The organism is Pantoea sp. V106_11 (assembly GCF_029967885.1).
GTDB classification, from domain to species: domain Bacteria; phylum Pseudomonadota; class Gammaproteobacteria; order Enterobacterales; family Enterobacteriaceae; genus Pantoea; species Pantoea ananatis.
Genome location: NZ_JASCAK010000028.1, coordinates 110254 through 127743 on the forward strand (window position 1 = coordinate 110254; position 17490 = coordinate 127743).

General features: G+C 53.8%; 16 protein-coding genes. 12 read left to right on the forward strand and 4 right to left on the reverse strand.

The features are described 5' to 3' along the window. Positions 1-30 precede the first annotated feature (30 nt). From clpX to QLG08_RS11185, 6 genes are all read left to right on the forward strand, one after another. A complete protein-coding gene (gene clpX / locus QLG08_RS11160; protein WP_013024887.1) occupies positions 31-1302 on the forward strand; it encodes an ATP-dependent protease ATP-binding subunit ClpX in 1272 nt (423 codons plus the stop codon). A gap of 185 nt (positions 1303-1487) precedes the next feature. Continuing rightward, a complete protein-coding gene (lon, locus tag QLG08_RS11165) occupies positions 1488-3842 on the forward strand; it encodes an endopeptidase La (protein WP_064373321.1) in 2355 nt (784 codons plus the stop codon). 215 nt (positions 3843-4057) lie between these two features. After that, complete coding sequence (hupB, locus tag QLG08_RS11170) at positions 4058-4330, forward strand: nucleoid-associated protein HU-beta (RefSeq protein WP_014606441.1); 273 nt, start codon at positions 4058-4060, stop codon at positions 4328-4330. A 250-nt stretch (positions 4331-4580) separates the two neighbouring features. Next, on the forward strand, positions 4581-6452 hold the full coding sequence (gene ppiD, locus QLG08_RS11175; protein WP_015700835.1) for a peptidylprolyl isomerase: 1872 nt from the start codon (positions 4581-4583) through the stop codon (positions 6450-6452). A 139-nt stretch (positions 6453-6591) separates the two neighbouring features. Next, positions 6592-6915: a helix-hairpin-helix domain-containing protein gene (locus QLG08_RS11180; protein ID WP_013024891.1), complete on the forward strand. Its 324-nt coding sequence runs from the start codon at positions 6592-6594 to the stop codon at positions 6913-6915. 98 nt (positions 6916-7013) lie between these two features. Then, positions 7014-7412 (forward strand): YbgC/FadM family acyl-CoA thioesterase, encoded by a 399-nt coding sequence (locus tag QLG08_RS11185; RefSeq protein WP_014606439.1) that lies wholly within the window; start codon positions 7014-7016, stop codon positions 7410-7412. Positions 7413-7482: 70 nt separating this feature from the next. On the opposite strand, the gene queC is transcribed toward QLG08_RS11185, so the two are convergent. Next, on the reverse strand, positions 7483-8178 hold the full coding sequence (gene queC / locus QLG08_RS11190) for a 7-cyano-7-deazaguanine synthase QueC (RefSeq protein ID WP_015700834.1): 696 nt from the start codon (positions 8176-8178) through the stop codon (positions 7483-7485). Between the two features lie 126 nt (positions 8179-8304). Continuing rightward, the gene (locus QLG08_RS11195) at positions 8305-9339 is read right to left on the reverse strand and encodes a PLP-dependent cysteine synthase family protein (protein ID WP_024471201.1); all 1035 of its coding nucleotides are present in this window, start codon (positions 9337-9339) and stop codon (positions 8305-8307) included. 117 nt (positions 9340-9456) lie between these two features. On the opposite strand from QLG08_RS11195, the gene QLG08_RS11200 reads away from it, so the two are divergent. The 5 genes from QLG08_RS11200 (at position 9457) to amtB (ending at position 15399) form a co-directional block, all read left to right on the forward strand. After that, positions 9457-9918: an Lrp/AsnC family transcriptional regulator gene (locus QLG08_RS11200; protein WP_015700832.1), complete on the forward strand. Its 462-nt coding sequence runs from the start codon at positions 9457-9459 to the stop codon at positions 9916-9918. A 24-nt stretch (positions 9919-9942) separates the two neighbouring features. Continuing rightward, positions 9943-11712 (forward strand): SmdA family multidrug ABC transporter permease/ATP-binding protein, encoded by a 1770-nt coding sequence (locus tag QLG08_RS11205; RefSeq protein ID WP_013024896.1) that lies wholly within the window; start codon positions 9943-9945, stop codon positions 11710-11712. Continuing rightward, complete coding sequence (locus QLG08_RS11210) at positions 11705-13480, forward strand: SmdB family multidrug efflux ABC transporter permease/ATP-binding protein (protein ID WP_282472913.1); 1776 nt, start codon at positions 11705-11707, stop codon at positions 13478-13480. Before QLG08_RS11205 ends, QLG08_RS11210 begins: the two co-directional genes overlap by 8 nt. Positions 13481-13737: 257 nt before the next feature. Further along, complete coding sequence (glnK, locus tag QLG08_RS11215; protein ID WP_013024898.1) at positions 13738-14076, forward strand: P-II family nitrogen regulator; 339 nt, start codon at positions 13738-13740, stop codon at positions 14074-14076. A gap of 33 nt (positions 14077-14109) precedes the next feature. After that, entirely contained in the window at positions 14110-15399 is a 1290-nt protein-coding gene (gene amtB, locus QLG08_RS11220; protein WP_014606435.1) for an ammonium transporter AmtB, read from the forward strand. 46 nt (positions 15400-15445) lie between these two features. Here the strand turns inward: amtB and tesB are convergent, their stop codons facing one another. After that, complete coding sequence (gene tesB, locus QLG08_RS11225) at positions 15446-16309, reverse strand: acyl-CoA thioesterase II (protein WP_013024900.1); 864 nt, start codon at positions 16307-16309, stop codon at positions 15446-15448. 192 nt (positions 16310-16501) lie between these two features. Between tesB and QLG08_RS11230 the strand changes: the two genes are divergently transcribed. After that, positions 16502-17059 (forward strand): YbaY family lipoprotein, encoded by a 558-nt coding sequence (locus QLG08_RS11230; RefSeq protein ID WP_019106636.1) that lies wholly within the window; start codon positions 16502-16504, stop codon positions 17057-17059. A gap of 48 nt (positions 17060-17107) precedes the next feature. Here QLG08_RS11230 and QLG08_RS11235 read toward each other — a convergent pair whose 3' ends face one another. Beyond that, positions 17108-17419: an MGMT family protein gene (locus QLG08_RS11235; RefSeq protein WP_014606432.1), complete on the reverse strand. Its 312-nt coding sequence runs from the start codon at positions 17417-17419 to the stop codon at positions 17108-17110. Positions 17420-17490: the final 71 nt, after the last annotated feature.

The following is a 17490-nucleotide window of genomic DNA, read 5'->3' on the forward strand; positions in this document are numbered from 1 at the left end:
TACGGCCTGAGAATAAGAAGAGGTTAACTGATGACAGATAAGCGCAAAGACGGTTCAGGAAAGTTGCTGTACTGCTCTTTTTGCGGCAAAAGCCAGCATGAAGTGCGTAAGCTGATTGCCGGGCCGTCAGTGTATATCTGCGATGAGTGCGTTGATCTGTGTAACGACATTATTCGCGAAGAGATAAAAGAGGTTGCCCCGCATCGCGAACGTAGCGCCCTGCCTACGCCGCATGAGATCCGCCATCACCTCGACGATTACGTTATTGGTCAGGAAAGGGCCAAGAAAGTGCTGGCCGTGGCGGTGTACAACCACTACAAACGTTTACGCAACGGTGATACCAGCAACGGTATCGAGCTGGGTAAAAGTAATATCCTGCTCATTGGTCCTACCGGGAGCGGTAAAACGCTGCTGGCAGAAACCCTTGCCCGTTTACTGGATGTGCCTTTCACCATGGCGGACGCCACCACCCTGACCGAAGCCGGTTATGTGGGGGAAGACGTTGAAAACATCATTCAGAAACTGCTGCAAAAATGTGACTACGATGTGCAAAAAGCGCAGCGTGGTATTGTCTACATCGATGAAATTGACAAAATTTCACGTAAGTCAGACAACCCATCAATCACCCGTGACGTCTCAGGTGAGGGTGTGCAGCAGGCGTTGTTGAAACTGATTGAAGGTACGGTGGCTGCGGTTCCTCCGCAGGGCGGCCGTAAGCACCCGCAGCAGGAATTTTTGCAGGTTGATACCTCGAAAATTCTGTTTATCTGTGGCGGTGCGTTTGCCGGGCTGGATAAGGTTATCTCACAACGCGTTGAAACCGGGTCAGGCATTGGCTTTGGCGCCACCGTGAAAGGCAAATCGCAGAAAGCAACGGAAGGCGAGCTGCTGTCACAGTGTGAGCCGGAAGATTTGATCAAGTTTGGTCTGATCCCGGAATTCATTGGCCGTCTTCCTGTCGTCGCGACGCTTAATGAGCTGAGTGAAGAGGCGCTGATTCAGATTCTGCGCGAGCCAAAAAATGCGCTTACCAAGCAGTACCAGGCGTTGTTTAACCTGGAAGGCGTTGATCTGGAATTCCGTGATGAAGCCCTGACGGCGATTGCGAAAAAGGCGATGTCACGTAAAACCGGCGCGCGCGGTCTGCGTTCTATCGTGGAAGGTGCACTGCTGGAAACGATGTACGATCTGCCTTCTATGGACGACGTCGAGAAAGTCGTGATTGATGAGTCAGTCATTGAGGGGCAGTCCGAACCCATGCTGATTTATGGCAAGCATGAAGCTCAGGCTTCTGGCGAATAAGTAAACAAATCGTCCACATTGTGCCATCTATAAAGGGGAAAATCTTTCCCCTTTTGCATTTCTCACCGTTGTGACATTGAATGTCTGACAATCATCCCCATATACTCAGACACCTGTGGGTTTAACCGCATACCTGCCTGTGCGGTACCCATCACCTGGCGGACACGAAACTAAGAGAGAGCTCTATGAATCCTGAGCGTTCTGAACGCATTGAAATCCCCGTCTTGCCTTTGCGCGACGTGGTAGTTTATCCGCACATGGTAATTCCGTTGTTTGTTGGCCGGGAAAAATCAATTCGGTGCCTCGAAGCCGCAATGGATCATGATAAAAAGATCATGCTGGTCGCACAGAAAGAGGCTTCAACGGATGAACCTGGCATAAACGATCTTTTTTCAGTGGGTACCATCGCCTCCGTTTTGCAGATGCTAAAACTGCCAGACGGTACGGTGAAAGTGCTGGTTGAAGGCTTGCAGCGTGCCAACATCACGACGCTTGCCGACAACGGCGATCACTTTGTAGCCCAGGCTGAATATCTGGTTTCACCAGAGATCGAAGAGCGTGAGCAGGAAGTGCTGGTGCGCACGGCGATCAATCAGTTTGAAGGTTACATCAAGCTGAATAAAAAGATCCCGCCTGAGGTCTTAACCTCCCTGAACAATATTGATGATGCGGCGCGCCTGGCGGATACGGTTGCGGCGCATATGCCATTGAAACTCGCGGACAAACAGTCCGTGCTGGAGATGTCAGACGTTAACGAGCGTCTGGAATATCTGATGGCGATGATGGAGTCTGAGATCGATCTGCTGCAGGTTGAAAAACGCATACGCAACCGCGTGAAAAAGCAGATGGAAAAGAGCCAGCGTGAGTACTACCTGAATGAGCAGATGAAGGCCATTCAGAAAGAGTTAGGCGAGATGGATGATACGCCTGACGAGTACGAAGCGTTAAAACGCAAAATCGATGCGGCTAAAATGCCGCAGGAAGCGCGTGAAAAAGCCGAAGCCGAACTGCAGAAGCTGAAAATGATGTCGCCTATGTCTGCAGAGGCAACAGTGGTGCGCGGCTACATCGACTGGATGGTGCAGGTTCCGTGGAACGCGCGCAGCAAAGTGAAGAAAGACCTGCGCAAAGCCCAGGAAACGCTGGACACGGACCACTATGGTCTGGAACGCGTGAAAGACCGTATCCTTGAGTACCTTGCGGTGCAAAGTCGCGTCAGCAAAATCAAAGGGCCGATTCTTTGCCTGGTCGGACCGCCGGGCGTGGGTAAAACCTCGCTGGGACAGTCCATCGCAAAAGCGACTGGCCGTAAATACGTTCGTATGGCGTTGGGCGGCGTGCGCGATGAAGCGGAAATCCGTGGTCACCGCCGCACCTATATTGGCTCAATGCCGGGCAAGTTGATCCAAAAAATGGCGAAAGTGGGGGTAAAAAACCCGCTGTTCCTGTTGGATGAAATCGACAAAATGTCCTCGGATATGCGCGGCGATCCGGCATCCGCACTGCTGGAAGTGCTGGATCCGGAACAGAATATCGCGTTTAACGATCACTATCTGGAAGTGGATTACGATCTCTCCGATGTGATGTTCGTGGCAACGTCAAACTCCATGAATATTCCGGCACCGCTGCTGGATCGTATGGAGGTGATTCGCCTGTCGGGGTATACCGAAGACGAAAAGCTCAACATCGCGAAACAGCATTTGCTGCCGAAGCAGATTGAGCGCAATGCCTTGAAAGCCTCTGAGATCAGCGTTGAAGACAGCGCGATTGTGGGCATCATTCGTTATTACACGCGTGAAGCCGGCGTACGTAGCCTGGAACGTGAACTGTCCAAACTGTGCCGTAAAGCCGTGAAGACGCTGCTGATGGATAAAACCAAAAAGCACATCACCATCAATGGTGAGAACCTCAAGGATTTCCTTGGCGTTCAGCGTTTTGACTATGGTCGTGCGGACAGCGAAAACCGTGTAGGCCAGGTGACCGGTCTTGCCTGGACAGAAGTGGGCGGGGATTTGCTGACAATCGAAACCGCCTGTGTACCGGGTAAAGGGAAACTGACCTATACCGGTTCACTGGGTGAAGTGATGCAGGAGTCGATTCAGGCCGCCCTGACCGTCGTGCGCGCACGTGCAGAGAAACTGGGTATCAACGGTGACTTTTACGAAAAACGTGATATCCACGTGCACGTACCAGAAGGGGCAACACCGAAGGATGGCCCGAGTGCCGGTATTGCGATGTGTACGGCGCTGGTGTCCTGTCTGACGGGTAACCCGGTGCGGTCAAATGTGGCGATGACCGGCGAGATCACGCTGCGTGGTCAGGTGCTGCCGATTGGTGGACTGAAAGAGAAGCTGCTGGCAGCGCACCGTGGTGGCATTAAAGTGGTTCTGATTCCGGACGAGAACAAGCGCGATCTGGAAGAAATTCCACAGAACGTGATTGCCGATCTGGAAATCCATCCGGTTAAGCGCATCGAAGAAGTATTGAACCTTGCACTGGAAAACGCGCCTTACGGCATGCAGGTTGCTACCGCAAAATAGTGATTAATGGCATAAACCGTTAAAAAGCAGAGCTGGCAACACCAATTGGTGCTTGCCAGCTTTTTTTTGTGCCGCTAATTTAGGTGGCTGCTGAACCATCGTTATAAGAGGATTACCGTTGTTTCAGCTTATAAGGCTTGATATAACTTGCTGCGCGTTCGTACCCGACAGGAAGCGTGGGTACGATGTGAAATAATAAAGAGGGGATGAATAGAGTGAATAAGTCACAACTGATCGATAAAATTGCTGCCGATGCCGACATTTCTAAAGCAGCAGCAGGACGTGTGTTAGATGCATTTATGGGCTCTGTTTCTGATGCGCTGAAAGGCGGAGATGAAGTGGCGCTGGTGGGATTCGGCACTTTCTCAGTACGTGAGCGCGCAGCGCGCACAGGCCGTAACCCACAAACCGGTAAAGAGATCACTATCCCGGCAGGTAAAGTACCGGGTTTCCGTGCAGGTAAAGCACTGAAAGACGCTGTCAACTAATGACAACGCCACCACTCATTAACACATTTTCTTGAGTGGATTAGAGGACGGTTAACGCGTTCTCATGTAACATACGGGCACATCGATAAGATGTGCCTTTTTTTATATCCAGAGAGGCAGTAAAGGTCGCAAGGCTTGTCTCAACAGGATTATTGCTGCCAGCAAGATTTGCAGCTGAGTAATGCGCCGGGAAGAGGGCGTTATTGCGACAGGGCTTTACATTCACACTACAGCGGAGTGTTGTCATACCATGATGGACAATTTACGCGCGGCGTCGAACCATGTCGTGCTCAAGATTATTTTGGGGTTGATCATTCTCTCCTTTGTGCTGACCGGCGTTGGCAACTATCTGATTGGCGGCAACAATGATTATGCGGCCAAAGTGAACGGTCAGGAGATCAGCCGGGCGCAGTTAGATCAGGCATTTAACAGCGAACGTAACCGCCAGCAGCAGATGCTGGGCGACCAGTTCTCGCAGCTTGCAGGTAACGATGGATACATGCAGCAGATGCGCCAGCAGGCGCTGTCGCAGCTGATCGATCAGGCCTTACTGGACAGCTACATCAAAGATCTGCACATTGCCATCAGTGACGATCAGGTTAAGCAGGCGATTTTCAATCAGGCTGCTTTCCAGACGAACGGTAAGTTTGATAACGCCAAATATAACGCGATGATCGGCAACATGGGCTTTACTGCCGACCAGTATGCGGAAGCGCTGCGCAAGCAGCTGGCGACACAGCAGCTCATCAACGCCATCGCCAACACCGACTTTATGCTGAAAAATGAAACCAGCAAGCTGGTGGATTTGGTGGCGCAGAAGCGCGATATTCAGACCGCAACCCTGGACGTGAATGCACTTGCGGCGAAGCAGACCGTCAACGATGACGAGATCAACCAGTATTATCAGCAGCATAAAAACAGCTTTATGGCGCCTGAACAGTTCCGGGTCAGCTATATCAAACTGGATGCGGCAGGCATGCAGGAAAACGCCAGCGATGCGGATATTCAGGCCTGGTACGATCAGCATAAAGCGGATTACACCCAGCCACAGCGCGATCGCTACAGCGTCATTCAGACCAAAACGGAAGCCGATGCCAACGCCATTCTGGCTCAGCTGAAAAGCGGTGCTGATTTTGCCGAACTGGCGAAAACCAAATCCATTGACCCGATTTCTGCCCGCAAAGGCGGCGATATGGGCTGGCTGGAACCTTCTACCACGCCGGATGAGCTGAAAAATGCCGGACTGAAAGAGAAAGGCCAGCTGTCAGGCGTGATCAAGTCTTCCGTTGGCTTCCTGATCGCGCGCCTCGACGATATCATCCCTGAGCAGGTCAAGCCGCTGGCCGACGTGCGCAGTGAGGTGGCGGATGAGGTCAAGCAGGAAAAAGCAGTGGATGCCTTCTATAAGCTGCAGCAGAAGGTGAGTGAAGCGGCCAGCAATGATAATGAGTCTCTTGCGGGCGCGGAGCAGGCGTCGGGCATGAAAGCCACAGAAACGGGCTGGTTTAGCCGTGACGACGTACCGAAAGATCTCGATTTTGACGCGGTGAAGCAGGCAATTTTCAACGGCGGGCTTGTTGGACAAAATGGCGCGCCAGGCAATAACTCTGACATCATCAGTGTGGATGGCGATCGTGCCTTCGTGTTGCGTATCAGTGAGCACAAACCTGAAGCGGTTGAACCGCTGGAGAAGGTTAAAGCACAGATTATCGACACGTTGAAACACGACAAAGCGACGCAGCAGGCTAAAGCCCAAGCCGATAAACTGTTAGCCGACCTCAAAGCCGGAAAACAAGATGTGCTTAAAGCGGCAGGCCTGACCCTGAGCGCCAGTAAAACGGTTGATCGAAATACGCAGGATCCGGTGGCACAGGCTGCCTTTAACCTGCCACAGCCTGAGGATAACAAACCCTCCTGGGGCGTCAGCGAAGATATGCAGGGCAATGTGGTTCTGGTGGCGGTGGATAAGGTCAGCACCGGTACGATGCCACAGGCGCAGATTAATGAAATGGTCAAAGGCGTCACGCAGAACAACGCGCAGCTTGCCTTTGAAGCATTGCTGCAAAATCTGCGTAAAGAGGCCAAAATCAAATACGGTGCCGCTGCCCAGCAGATGCAGTGATCCTCGCAAATTTCAGATAATGACTGAAACAACCCAAGGCCGCTTATGCGGCCTTTTCCATTTTTAACCTTTGCCGTTTGAGGGCAGGTTATTGTCATGACAACCTGAGCCTGCTGTTTAACACAAGGAGAAACACAGCATGGCTAAACCCAACTTACACGCCTTTTATCTTTCCCTCGCCCTGTGTGGCGCGCTGTATCAAATGCCTCTTTCAGCGGCAGAAACCCCAAGTGAAACCCAGGCCGCGCAGGTTTCCATGCCGCAGCAGGAGCTGGTCAGCATCAACGACGCGACGGCAGAGCAGCTATCAAAGGCGATGAACGGGGTGGGCCTCAAGAAGGCGCAGTCTATCGTCAGCTATCGTGAAGAGTACGGGCCGTTTACGGCTATCGATCAGCTGAAAGAGGTGCCCGGCTTTGGTAATGCCCTGGTTGAAAGAAACCTGTCGCGTCTGAAATTGTGAAGTGATGCGCAACTCTGATGCTTAACCTGCTGTTACGGGCGGACTCTGCTAAAGTGAACAGGTCCAACCAGTTAATCTATAGCAGCAGGAGAACAGGAATGCAGACCACGATAAAAGTGCGCGGCTATCATCTGGATGTCTATCAGCATGTTAACAATGCTCGTTATCTGGAGTTTTTAGAAGAAGCGCGCTGGCAATGGCTGGAAGAAGCGGACGCCTTTAATTGGTTGCTTGAGCAGAAACTGGCCTTTGTGGTGGTAAACATCAACATCAATTATCGTCGCCCGGCGGTGCTGGGCGATGTACTGGAGATCAGCAGCGACATCACGCAGCTTAATGGAAAAAGCGGCATCATTTCTCAGCGGGTTCTTTTAGCGGGTGGTGAGACCGTTGTTGCAGATGCGGCACTGACCTTCGTGTGCATCGACCTGCGTTCCCAGAAAGCCGTCCCGCTGGAAGGCGAACTGCGGCAGCGACTGGAAAGACTGATGTCTTAACTGATGTCTTAACTGATGTCTTAACTCATGTCATCAAGGCGGCGGCTATCTGTCGCCGCCGCGCCCGAGGTTACGGCAAACCGGTTTTTGCCTTCATGGCTGCCATAATACCGGGGCGATCCTGCAGATAAGCATTCAGGCCGTTTGAGCGCAGATGACAGGCGGCACATTCGCCACAGCCGTCACCTTTGATGCCGTTATAACAGGTGAGCGTCTCTTCGCGGATCAACGTAAGCTGCTGCCAGTAATCGGCCAGCGCCCAGGTTTCGGCTTTATTAAGCCACATCAACGGGGTTTCAAAACGAACATCGCGCGCCATGCCAAGGCCGATCGCGTGGTTAAGCGCTTTGACGAACTCGTCGCGACAGTCGGGATAACCGGAGAAGTCGGTTTCGCAAACGCCGGTGATGACGGCTTCCGCTTCAACCTGATACGCGTAAACCGAGGCCAGGGTCAGAAACAGAATATTGCGGCCCGGTACAAAAGTGCTCGGCAGGCCGCTAGCCTTGGGATCATAAGCGGGAACCGGAATGCTGTCTCGCGTCAGGCTGCTGACGGCCAGTTCATTCAGCATGGTCACATCGAGTACCTTGTGCGCTCGGGCGCCTAGTTTTAAGGAAAGGTCCCGGGCCACGTCAATCTCTTCACGATGACGTTGACCATAGTCGAAGGTCACACAGTGCACTTCATCGTAATGCTGTAGGGCCTGAACCAGGCAGGTGGTGGAGTCTTGTCCACCGCTAAATACGACAACGGCGCGTTTCATGGCACGTCCCAATAATAAAAATTGGTGCTTATGGTAATACCTGAACGCGCGGCTGAACAGCTGCAGGGGCAATAACTGGCCCGATCTGGCGCTTCTTAACCCCGTTAGTCAAGGTCTGATAGCGCACTAGCCCAGTTCGCGCTGCCAGGGCGTAATATCGCCAATGTGCTCGGCAACCCACTCAGGTTGATAGTAAGTATCAGGATAACGTTCTCCGCTGTCGCACAGCAGTGTCACCAGCGAGCCCTGCTCGTGGTTATCGCGTAAGCGTTTTGCCACCTGCATCATGCCCCAGAAGTTGGTGCCGGTAGACGGGCCCGGTTTGCGTCCCAGCAGCGTTTCCAGCTTCAGCATGGCGGCAATTGATGCGCCATCCGGTACGCGAAGCATTTCGTCAATCACATCGGGCATAAAGGAAGGCTCGACGCGTGGACGACCAATGCCTTCAATCATGCTGCCACGATTGCTGGTCAGGGTGGCGTCACGGTTGTGCCAGTAGTCATAAAAAACGGAATGCTGCGGATCAACGACCAGTAATCGCGTATCGCATCCCTGATAGCGAATATAGCGTCCCAGCGTGGCCGAGGTACCGCCAGTGCCGGCACTCATAATCAGGGTGTGAGGAACGGGAAAGGGTTCGTTTGCCATCTGACGGAAGATGCTTTCAGCAATGTTGTTGTTGCCGCGCCAGTCGGTGGCCCGTTCCGCGTAGGTAAACTGATCCATAAAATGGCCGTTCAGTTCCCGAGCGAGGCGCTCGGATTCTGCATAGAGCTGACAGGGATCGCTGACAAAGTGACACTGACCGCCGTAAAAGGTGATCTGCTCAATTTTACGCTTCGCGGTGCTGGCGGGCATGACGGCAATAAAAGGCAAGCCCAGCAGGCGGGCAAAATAGGCTTCAGACACGGCCGTACTGCCCGAAGATGCCTCAATAACCGGCGTATCTTGTTTAATCCAACCGTTGGCCAACGCGTACAGAAACAGAGAGCGCGCCAGACGATGTTTCAGACTTCCGCTGGGATGCGTGCTTTCATCTTTGAGATAGAACCTGATGCCCGGAAAATCCGGCAAACTGAAGCGAATTAAGTGTGTGTCCGCTGAGCGTTGAAAATCAGCGTTAATTTCGTTAATCGCGTGGCGTACCCAGCATGTTGACATGGCGTTCATTTCCGGTCGGATGAAAGTCATTATTTTAAGGCACGTGTAGGAAAAAGAGCTTGCTGGTTTTGCGTTAAAATGGCGGTAATGGAGAAAATATTTCTACCGGAGGGCCGTATGCCAGATAAAATTGACCTTAAACTGTTGGCTATGCTGCAGCAGGACTGCACCACTTCACTCCAGGTACTGGCAGATGCGGTTAATCTCACCACGACGCCCTGTTGGAAGCGCCTTAAAAAGCTGGAAGAAGACGGCATTATTCGCGGACGGGTCGCTCTGCTGGATAATGAAAAGCTTGGCCTCTCTCTCACGGCCTTTATGTTTGTCAAAACCACCCAGCACAGCAAAGCCTGGTATCAGGAGTTCGTCTCGGTGGTGCAGAGCATGCCGGAAGTGATGGGCTTTTACCGTATGGCCGGTGAGTACGATTATTTACTGCGTATTCAGGTTGCCGACATGAAAAGTTATGATGCCTTTTATAAGCGTTTAGTTAATGGTGTAACAGGCCTGATCGATGTGACCTCCAGCTTCGCGATGGAAGAGATTAAATACACGACAGCCCTGCCTGTTGGCCCCTGAGTATCTGAGATTGAGAGCAGCCTTGTGCGATTATTCAGCCAGTTAAGTTGGTATTTTATCCGTGAGTGGCGGCGTTATCTGGGCGCCGTCACCTTACTGATCGTTATTGCCGTTCTGCAGTTGCTGCCGCCGTGGATTGTCGGGGTGATTGTGGACGGCGTGACCCACCAAAACATGGATGCCCGGCGCATCCTGATGTGGATTGGCATTATGCTGCTGACCGCCGTGGTGGTTTATCTGCTGCGCTATGTCTGGCGCGTGCTGCTGTTTGGCGCATCCTACCAACTGGCCGTTGAGCTGCGAGAGGATTTTTATCGTCAGCTCAGTCGTCAGCAGCCGGCGTTTTACCTGCGTCACCGAACCGGCGATCTCATTGCCCGCGCCACCAACGACGTCGATCGGGTGGTTTTTGCTGCCGGTGAAGGCGTGCTGACGCTGGTGGATTCTCTGGTCATGGGATGCGTTGTGTTAATTGCCATGAGTACACAAATCAGCTGGCAGCTGACGCTGATATCGCTAATACCGATGCCATTCATGGCGTTGGTCATTCACCGCTATGGCGAGCAGCTGCATAACCGTTTCAAACTGGCGCAGGCGGCCTTTTCCAGCCTGAACGATCAGACGCAAGAGAGCCTTACCAGCATCCGAATGATTAAGGCATTTGGGCTGGAGCAACATCAGTCGGCGCAGTTCGCCGATATTGCACGTGATACCGGAGAGAAAAACCTGCGCGTTGCGCGAGTGGATGCGCGTTTTGATCCCACCATTTATATCGCGATTGGCTTTGCCAACCTGCTGGCGATTGGCGGCGGAAGCTGGCTGGTGTGGCATGATCAAATGACGCTGGGGCAGCTCACCAGCTTTGTCATGTACCTGGGATTGATGATCTGGCCGATGCTGGCGCTGGCATGGATGTTTAACATTGTTGAGCGTGGCAGTGCTGCCTGGAGCCGAATTCGCGCGCTGCTTTCTGAGGCACCGGTCGTTGAGGACGGTGATAAAACCTTGCCTGACAGGGCCGGAACGTTACAGGTCTCGATTCGCGAATTCAGCTATCCCGCCAGTTCAGGTGCGATACTGAGCCAGGTTGAATTTCAACTCAAGCCGGGCGATATGCTGGGCCTGTGCGGCCCGACCGGCAGTGGTAAAACGACCTTGCTGAGTTTGATTCAGCGTCACTTCGATATTCAGCAAGGGGATATCCGCTACCATTCCATCCCGCTGCCACAGCTGCGGCTGGACAGCTGGCGCAGCCGTCTCGCCGTCGTCAGTCAGACGCCGTTTCTGTTTTCCGACAGCGTGGCCAATAACATTGCGCTGGGCAGGCCGGATGCCAGTCAGGAGGATATTGAGCAGGCGGCAAAAATGGCCTGCGTCCATGACGATATCTTACGCCTGCCGCAAGGCTACGAAACCGAAGTCGGGGAGCGCGGAGTCATGCTGTCCGGCGGGCAGAAACAGCGTATTTCAATCGCCCGTGCCCTGCTGCTTGATGCGGAGATCCTGGTTCTGGACGATGCGCTGTCGGCCGTGGACGGACGCACAGAACACGAAATTTTGCATAATCTGCGCCTGTGGGGCAAAGGGCGCACGTTGATCATCAGCGCCCACCGCCTGTCGGCACTCACGGAAGCCAGCGAGATTCTGGTGCTGCATCAGGGCACCGTGGCGCAGCGAGGCGACCACGCTGCCCTGACCAACGCGGCGGGCTGGTATCGGGATATGTATCGCTATCAGCAACTGGAAGCCGCGCTGGATGATGATGAAACGGAAAAAGGAGTGCCGCATGGCTAAGTCACAACGTATGTGGCCAACACTTAAACGCCTGCTGAGCTACGGTAAACCGTGGCGCAAATCGCTGTCGCTGGCCGTGTTGATGCTCTGGATTGCCGCCGCCGCCGAAGTCACCGGCCCGGTTCTGGTGAGTTATTTCATCGATAATCTGGTGGCGAAGCATCAAATGCCCTGGGGCATCGTGGCAGGACTGGTCGTGAGTTTTATTCTGCTGCAGCTGCTGGCCGCCGCTCTGCATTACGGGCAGGCGTTACTGTTTAACCAGGCTGCGATTGGCGTGGTGCAGCGTTTACGCACCGATGCCATGAACGCGGCGCTGCGTCAGCCGCTCGCTGCGTTTGATACCCAGCCGGTGGGTCAGTTGATTTCCCGGGTCACCAACGACACGGAAGTCGTCCGGGATCTGTATGTGACCGTTGTCGCGACGGTCCTGCGCAGCGCCGCGCTGGTGGGCGCAATGATGGTGGCCATGTTCAGCCTGGACTGGCGCATGGCGCTGGTGGCGATGTTGATTTTCCCTATGGTGCTCATCGTCATGCTGATTTATCAGCGCTTCAGTACACCGATAGCGCGTCGCGTTCGCAGCTATCTGGCCGATATCAACAACGGTTTTAACGAAGTGATTAGCGGGATGAGCGTGATTCAGCAGTTCCGCCAGCAGGCACGTTTTGGCGAACGCATGGGGGAAGCCAGCCGCTCTCACTATCTGGCGCGCATGGAAACCCTGCGGCTCGATGGCTTCCTGTTACGGCCGCTTTTAAGCCTGTTTTCGGCGCTGGTGCTGTGCGGGCTGCTGCTGTTATTCAGTTTCTCAATGCCCGGCGTTTTCGAAGTCGGGGTGCTGTACGCGTTTATCACCTATCTGGGCCGGCTTAACGAGCCCTTAATCGAACTCACTACGCAGCAGTCGATGTTGCAGCAGGCAGTTGTCGCGGGCGAGCGTATTTTTGAACTGATGGATGCGCCCCAGCAGCACTATGGTGACAGCAATCGACCCATGGCGTCCGGACGCATTACGCTGGATAACCTGAGCTTTGCCTATCGCGATGATCGTGACGTGCTAAGCAACATCTCGCTGGATGTGCCTTCACGCGGCTTTGTCGCTCTGGTCGGTCATACCGGCAGCGGCAAGAGCACGCTGGCAAACCTGTTAATGGGCTACTATCCGGTGACGCGCGGTGAAGTCCGTCTGGACGATCGTCCGTTGGGGCAATATTCCCACCAGGCGCTACGACGCAGCATCGCGATGGTACAGCAGGATCCGGTCGTACTGGCCGACACGCTGCTGGCCAACGTGCGGCTGGGTCGGGATATCAGTGAAGAAGCCGTGTGGACGGCGCTGGAGCAGGTACAGCTGGCGCCGCTGGCCCGGGCATTGCCTGCAGGTATTCATACCCGACTGGGCGAACAGGGGAATAACCTGTCGGTGGGGCAAAAGCAATTACTGGCGCTGGCACGCGTACTGGTACAACTGCCGCAGATTCTCATCCTTGATGAAGCCACCGCAAATATCGATTCCGGTACAGAGCAGGCCATCCAGCACACGCTGCGCGCCCTGCGTCAGCATACGACGCTGGTGGTTATCGCCCACCGTCTTTCCACCATTACCGAAGCAGACAACATACTGGTGCTGCACCGTGGTCATGTTGTCGAGCAGGGCACGCACCAGCAGCTGCTGGCAGAGGAAGGGCGCTACTGGCAAATGTATCAGTTGCAACAGGTTGGCGATGAACTGGAATCGGCAGCACCGTTAGTCAGCGCAGGGTGATTGCACCTTTTTTGCGCATCTTTTTCTCCATTGTTCCGTCAGGATGCACGCCTTTGAGCGTAACAGCACCAAAGGAGTGCATCCGCTTCGTTTATTAATCCCTCAGTTTTTCCCAGACCGATATTCAGCATTTCCTGAGCCTTATTCCGTCGCGGCCTGATAACGGATTTCGCACAATACTTACATCTGGCACAGCCTTTGCTTAAGTCTCTGCGTGTCCATGAGACTTACTTATTTCAATTCCTTAAGGAGAGGCTATGAAGCTGGTTACCGTCGTAATTAAGCCGTTCAAGCTGGAAGATGTGCGAGAGGCATTATCCTCCATTGGTATTCAGGGACTGACCGTCTCCGAAGTGAAAGGTTTTGGACGTCAGAAAGGGCACGCCGAACTGTACCGTGGTGCGGAATACAGCGTGAACTTTCTGCCCAAGGTCAAAATTGATATCGCCATTGCAGACGACCAACTGGACGAAGTGGTGGACGTAATCAGTAAATCGGCTTACACCGGAAAAATTGGCGACGGCAAGATTTTCGTTGCTGAACTGCAGCGCGTGATTCGCATACGTACCGGCGAAACCGACGAAGCCGCACTGTAAACAAGACTCAGTAATGTGATGGGATGGAAAAAAATGAATAAAATGCTGACCAAGTTGGGCCTCACCAGCCTGGCACTGTTACCGTCGCTGGCAATGGCTGCTGCGCCTGCCGTTGCAGACAAAGCCGATAACGCCTTTATGATGATTTGCACTGCGCTGGTGCTGTTTATGTCAATTCCCGGGATTGCGCTGTTTTACGGCGGCTTGATCCGCGGTAAAAACGTGCTCTCTATGCTCACTCAGGTGGCGGTCACCTTTTCGCTGGTATGTGTGCTGTGGGTGATTTATGGCTACTCACTGGCCTTTAGCGAAGGCAATGCATTCTTTGGCAGCTTCAACTGGGTGATGCTGAAAAACATTGCGCTGACAGCGGTTATGGGTAGCTTTTATCAATACATCCATGTGGCTTTCCAGGCGTCCTTTGCCTGTATTACCGTGGGGCTGATCGTCGGTGCCATTGCGGAACGTATTCGTTTCTCAGCCGTGCTGATTTTCGTGGCGGTATGGCTGACGCTGGCTTATCTGCCTATCGCGCATATGGTCTGGGCAGGCGGCTTACTGGCTCAGGATGGCGCGCTGGACTTTGCTGGCGGCACGGTTGTGCACATTAACGCGGCGGTTGCCGGACTGGTCGGTGCTTACCTGGTGGGCAAACGTGCAGGCTTCGGCAAAGAGGCATTTAAACCTCACAACCTGCCAATGGTCTTTACCGGTACCGCCATTCTGTATGTCGGCTGGTTTGGCTTCAACGCAGGCTCGGCGTCGGCAGCTAACGAAATTGCCGCACTGGCTTTCCTGAATACCGTTGTGGCGACTGCCGCTGCTGTGCTGGCATGGACCTTCGGCGAGTGGGCGCTGCGTGGTAAACCTTCTCTGTTAGGTGCCTGTTCTGGTTTTATTGCGGGTCTGGTTGCCATTACGCCAGCCTGTGGTTATGTCGGCGTCGGTGGCGCGTTAATTATCGGTTTAGCCGGTGGTCTGGCGGGCATCTGGGGCGTAACAACGCTGAAAAGATGGCTGCGGGTTGACGATCCTTGTGACGTATTCGGCGTTCACGGCGTCTGTGGCATCATCGGCTGTATCCTGACGGGCGTGTTCGCGTCCTCTTCTCTGGGCGGCGTGGGCTATGCACCAGGCGTCACTATGGGGCATCAGGTTGCCGTTCAGCTGTTCAGCGTAGGGGTGACTATCGTCTGGTCTGCCGTGGTGGCCTTCATTGGCTTTAAACTGGCGGATATGATTGTAGGGCTGCGCGTGCCGGAAGAGCAGGAGCGCGAAGGCCTGGACGTCAACAGCCATGGCGAGAACGCATACAACCATTAATTCATCTGTAACGATAAGAGAAAAGGGGCGATTTCGCCCCTTTTTACTATTCGCTGCGCTGGCGCATCACACCTTCCTGAACCGTTGACGCCACAAGTTCCCCTTGCCGGTTGTAAAACTCACCGCGTACAAAGCCCCGCGCGCCCGATGCAGAGGTGCTCTCCACGCTGTAGAGCAGCCAGTCGTTAAAATTCAGCTCACGGTGAAACCACATAGAGTGGTCAATCGTTGCCACCTGCATATCGGATTCCAGAAAGCCTTTGCCATGGGGCTGCAGCGCCACGGGCAAAAAGTTAAGGTCGGAAGCGTAGCCCAGTAGATACTGATGGATGCGTAAATCGTCGGGCAGCGTGCCGTTAGCCCGTATCCACACCTGACGCTGCGGTTTATCAACGTGGCCTCGTAACGGGTTGTGGATCTGTACCGGGCGGATTTCCAGCGGACGCTCGGCGATAAATTTCTCGCGCAGCTTTTCTGGCAGCATATGGGCCATTTTTTGCGCCATCTGCTGCTCGTTGGGGAGATTATCAGGCCCTTTCACCTGCGGCATGGGTTTCTGATGTTCAAAACCGCTTTCCGGCGACTGGAAAGAGGCCGTCATATAAAAAATAGGCTGACCATTTTGAATGGCGCTGACCCGGCGGGCGCTAAAACTTTTACCGTCACGCAGGCTTTCCACGTCGTAAATAATCGGTTTCTGGCTGTCGCCGGGCCGGAGAAAATAGCTGTGGAATGAGTGAATGACGCGATCTTCCGGCACGGTCTGTTTGGCCGCAAAAAGTGCCTGTCCCACTACCTGACCGCCAAAGACCTGACGAAGGCCAAGATCTTCGCTCTGGCCGCGAAACAGGCCTTCTTCGATTTTTTCCAGATGGATTAAATTAAGCAGATTTTCGAGTGCCTGACTCATGACGCTTTCCTGATAATAAGTATTTGCCTAAGTGTGAAAGATCCGACCAGTTTCCGTCAATCAGACTTTCGGTCTTTCATCCGACCAGGCAAACTTTTGATTTTGTGCCAACATTAAAGACATACGGCGAGTGAAACGCTGTAATGAAGATTCACTGCTAAAAATCATTTTGATCAAAAGGAGACGACATCAATGAAATTCTGGCATGTGTTAAGTGGCGTAGCGATGGCGATGGCTCTCGCGGGTTGTGCACACAAAGGCAAACCGGTTCCAACCCCGACTTTAGGGTCAGCGGTTGCAGGACAAACAGCAACGATTGCTCAGCCTAACGTCAGTGGATCCGTCTATATTCGTCAGCGCATTGCGCTGCCGCCGAATGCTGCACTGACCGTGACGCTGTCAGATGCATCGGTTGCGGATGCTCCGTCGAAAGTGCTGTCCCAGCGCGTCGTGCGCACGGAAGGGAAGCAGGCGCCATTCCATTTTGTGCTGCCTTTCAACCCGGCCGACATTCAGCCCAATGCGCGCATCCTGTTAAGCGCTGCCATTACGGTTGATGGCAAGATGGCCTTCATTACCGAAGAGGTTAAACCGGTGATCAATCAGGGCGGAACAAAAACCGATCTGGTGTTAGTACCGGTCCCCTCTATGGCGATGCCAACGCAGCCTGGCGCAGCCACGAGCGTACCGGCAACGTCACCGACGCAGGTTACACCGTCAGCCGCTGTCCCGGCACCGACGACCATGTAAGGTCTCAGGGCAACCTTACCAGGGCGGCATTGCCGCCGCCCTGACGCCTTAAAATCGCCAGCGATATTGGTCTAAATCAATCTCACCGGCGTCACTCACCTCAACGCCTTCCGCCTCCAGCGCATCTCGCTGACGAAATAACCGATCGCCCTGCAGCGAAATAGTACCGTGGCGATTAATCACCCGGTGCCAGGGAAGCGTACTGCCCTCAGGTAAGCGACTCAAGACGCCACCGACCTGGCGCGCTGCTCTTGGCGAGCCCGCCAGCAGGGCGACGTCACCATAGGTCGTGACGCGGCCGGGAGGAATTGCGGCAACGATTTGCCAGATTCGCTGTTTGAAGCTGTCAGAGCTGTCCATAAACTTACCTGCCCGAGAAAAGGCGATAATTTTATCACATTGAGGGTTAATTATCGGCGATCGTACAAGAA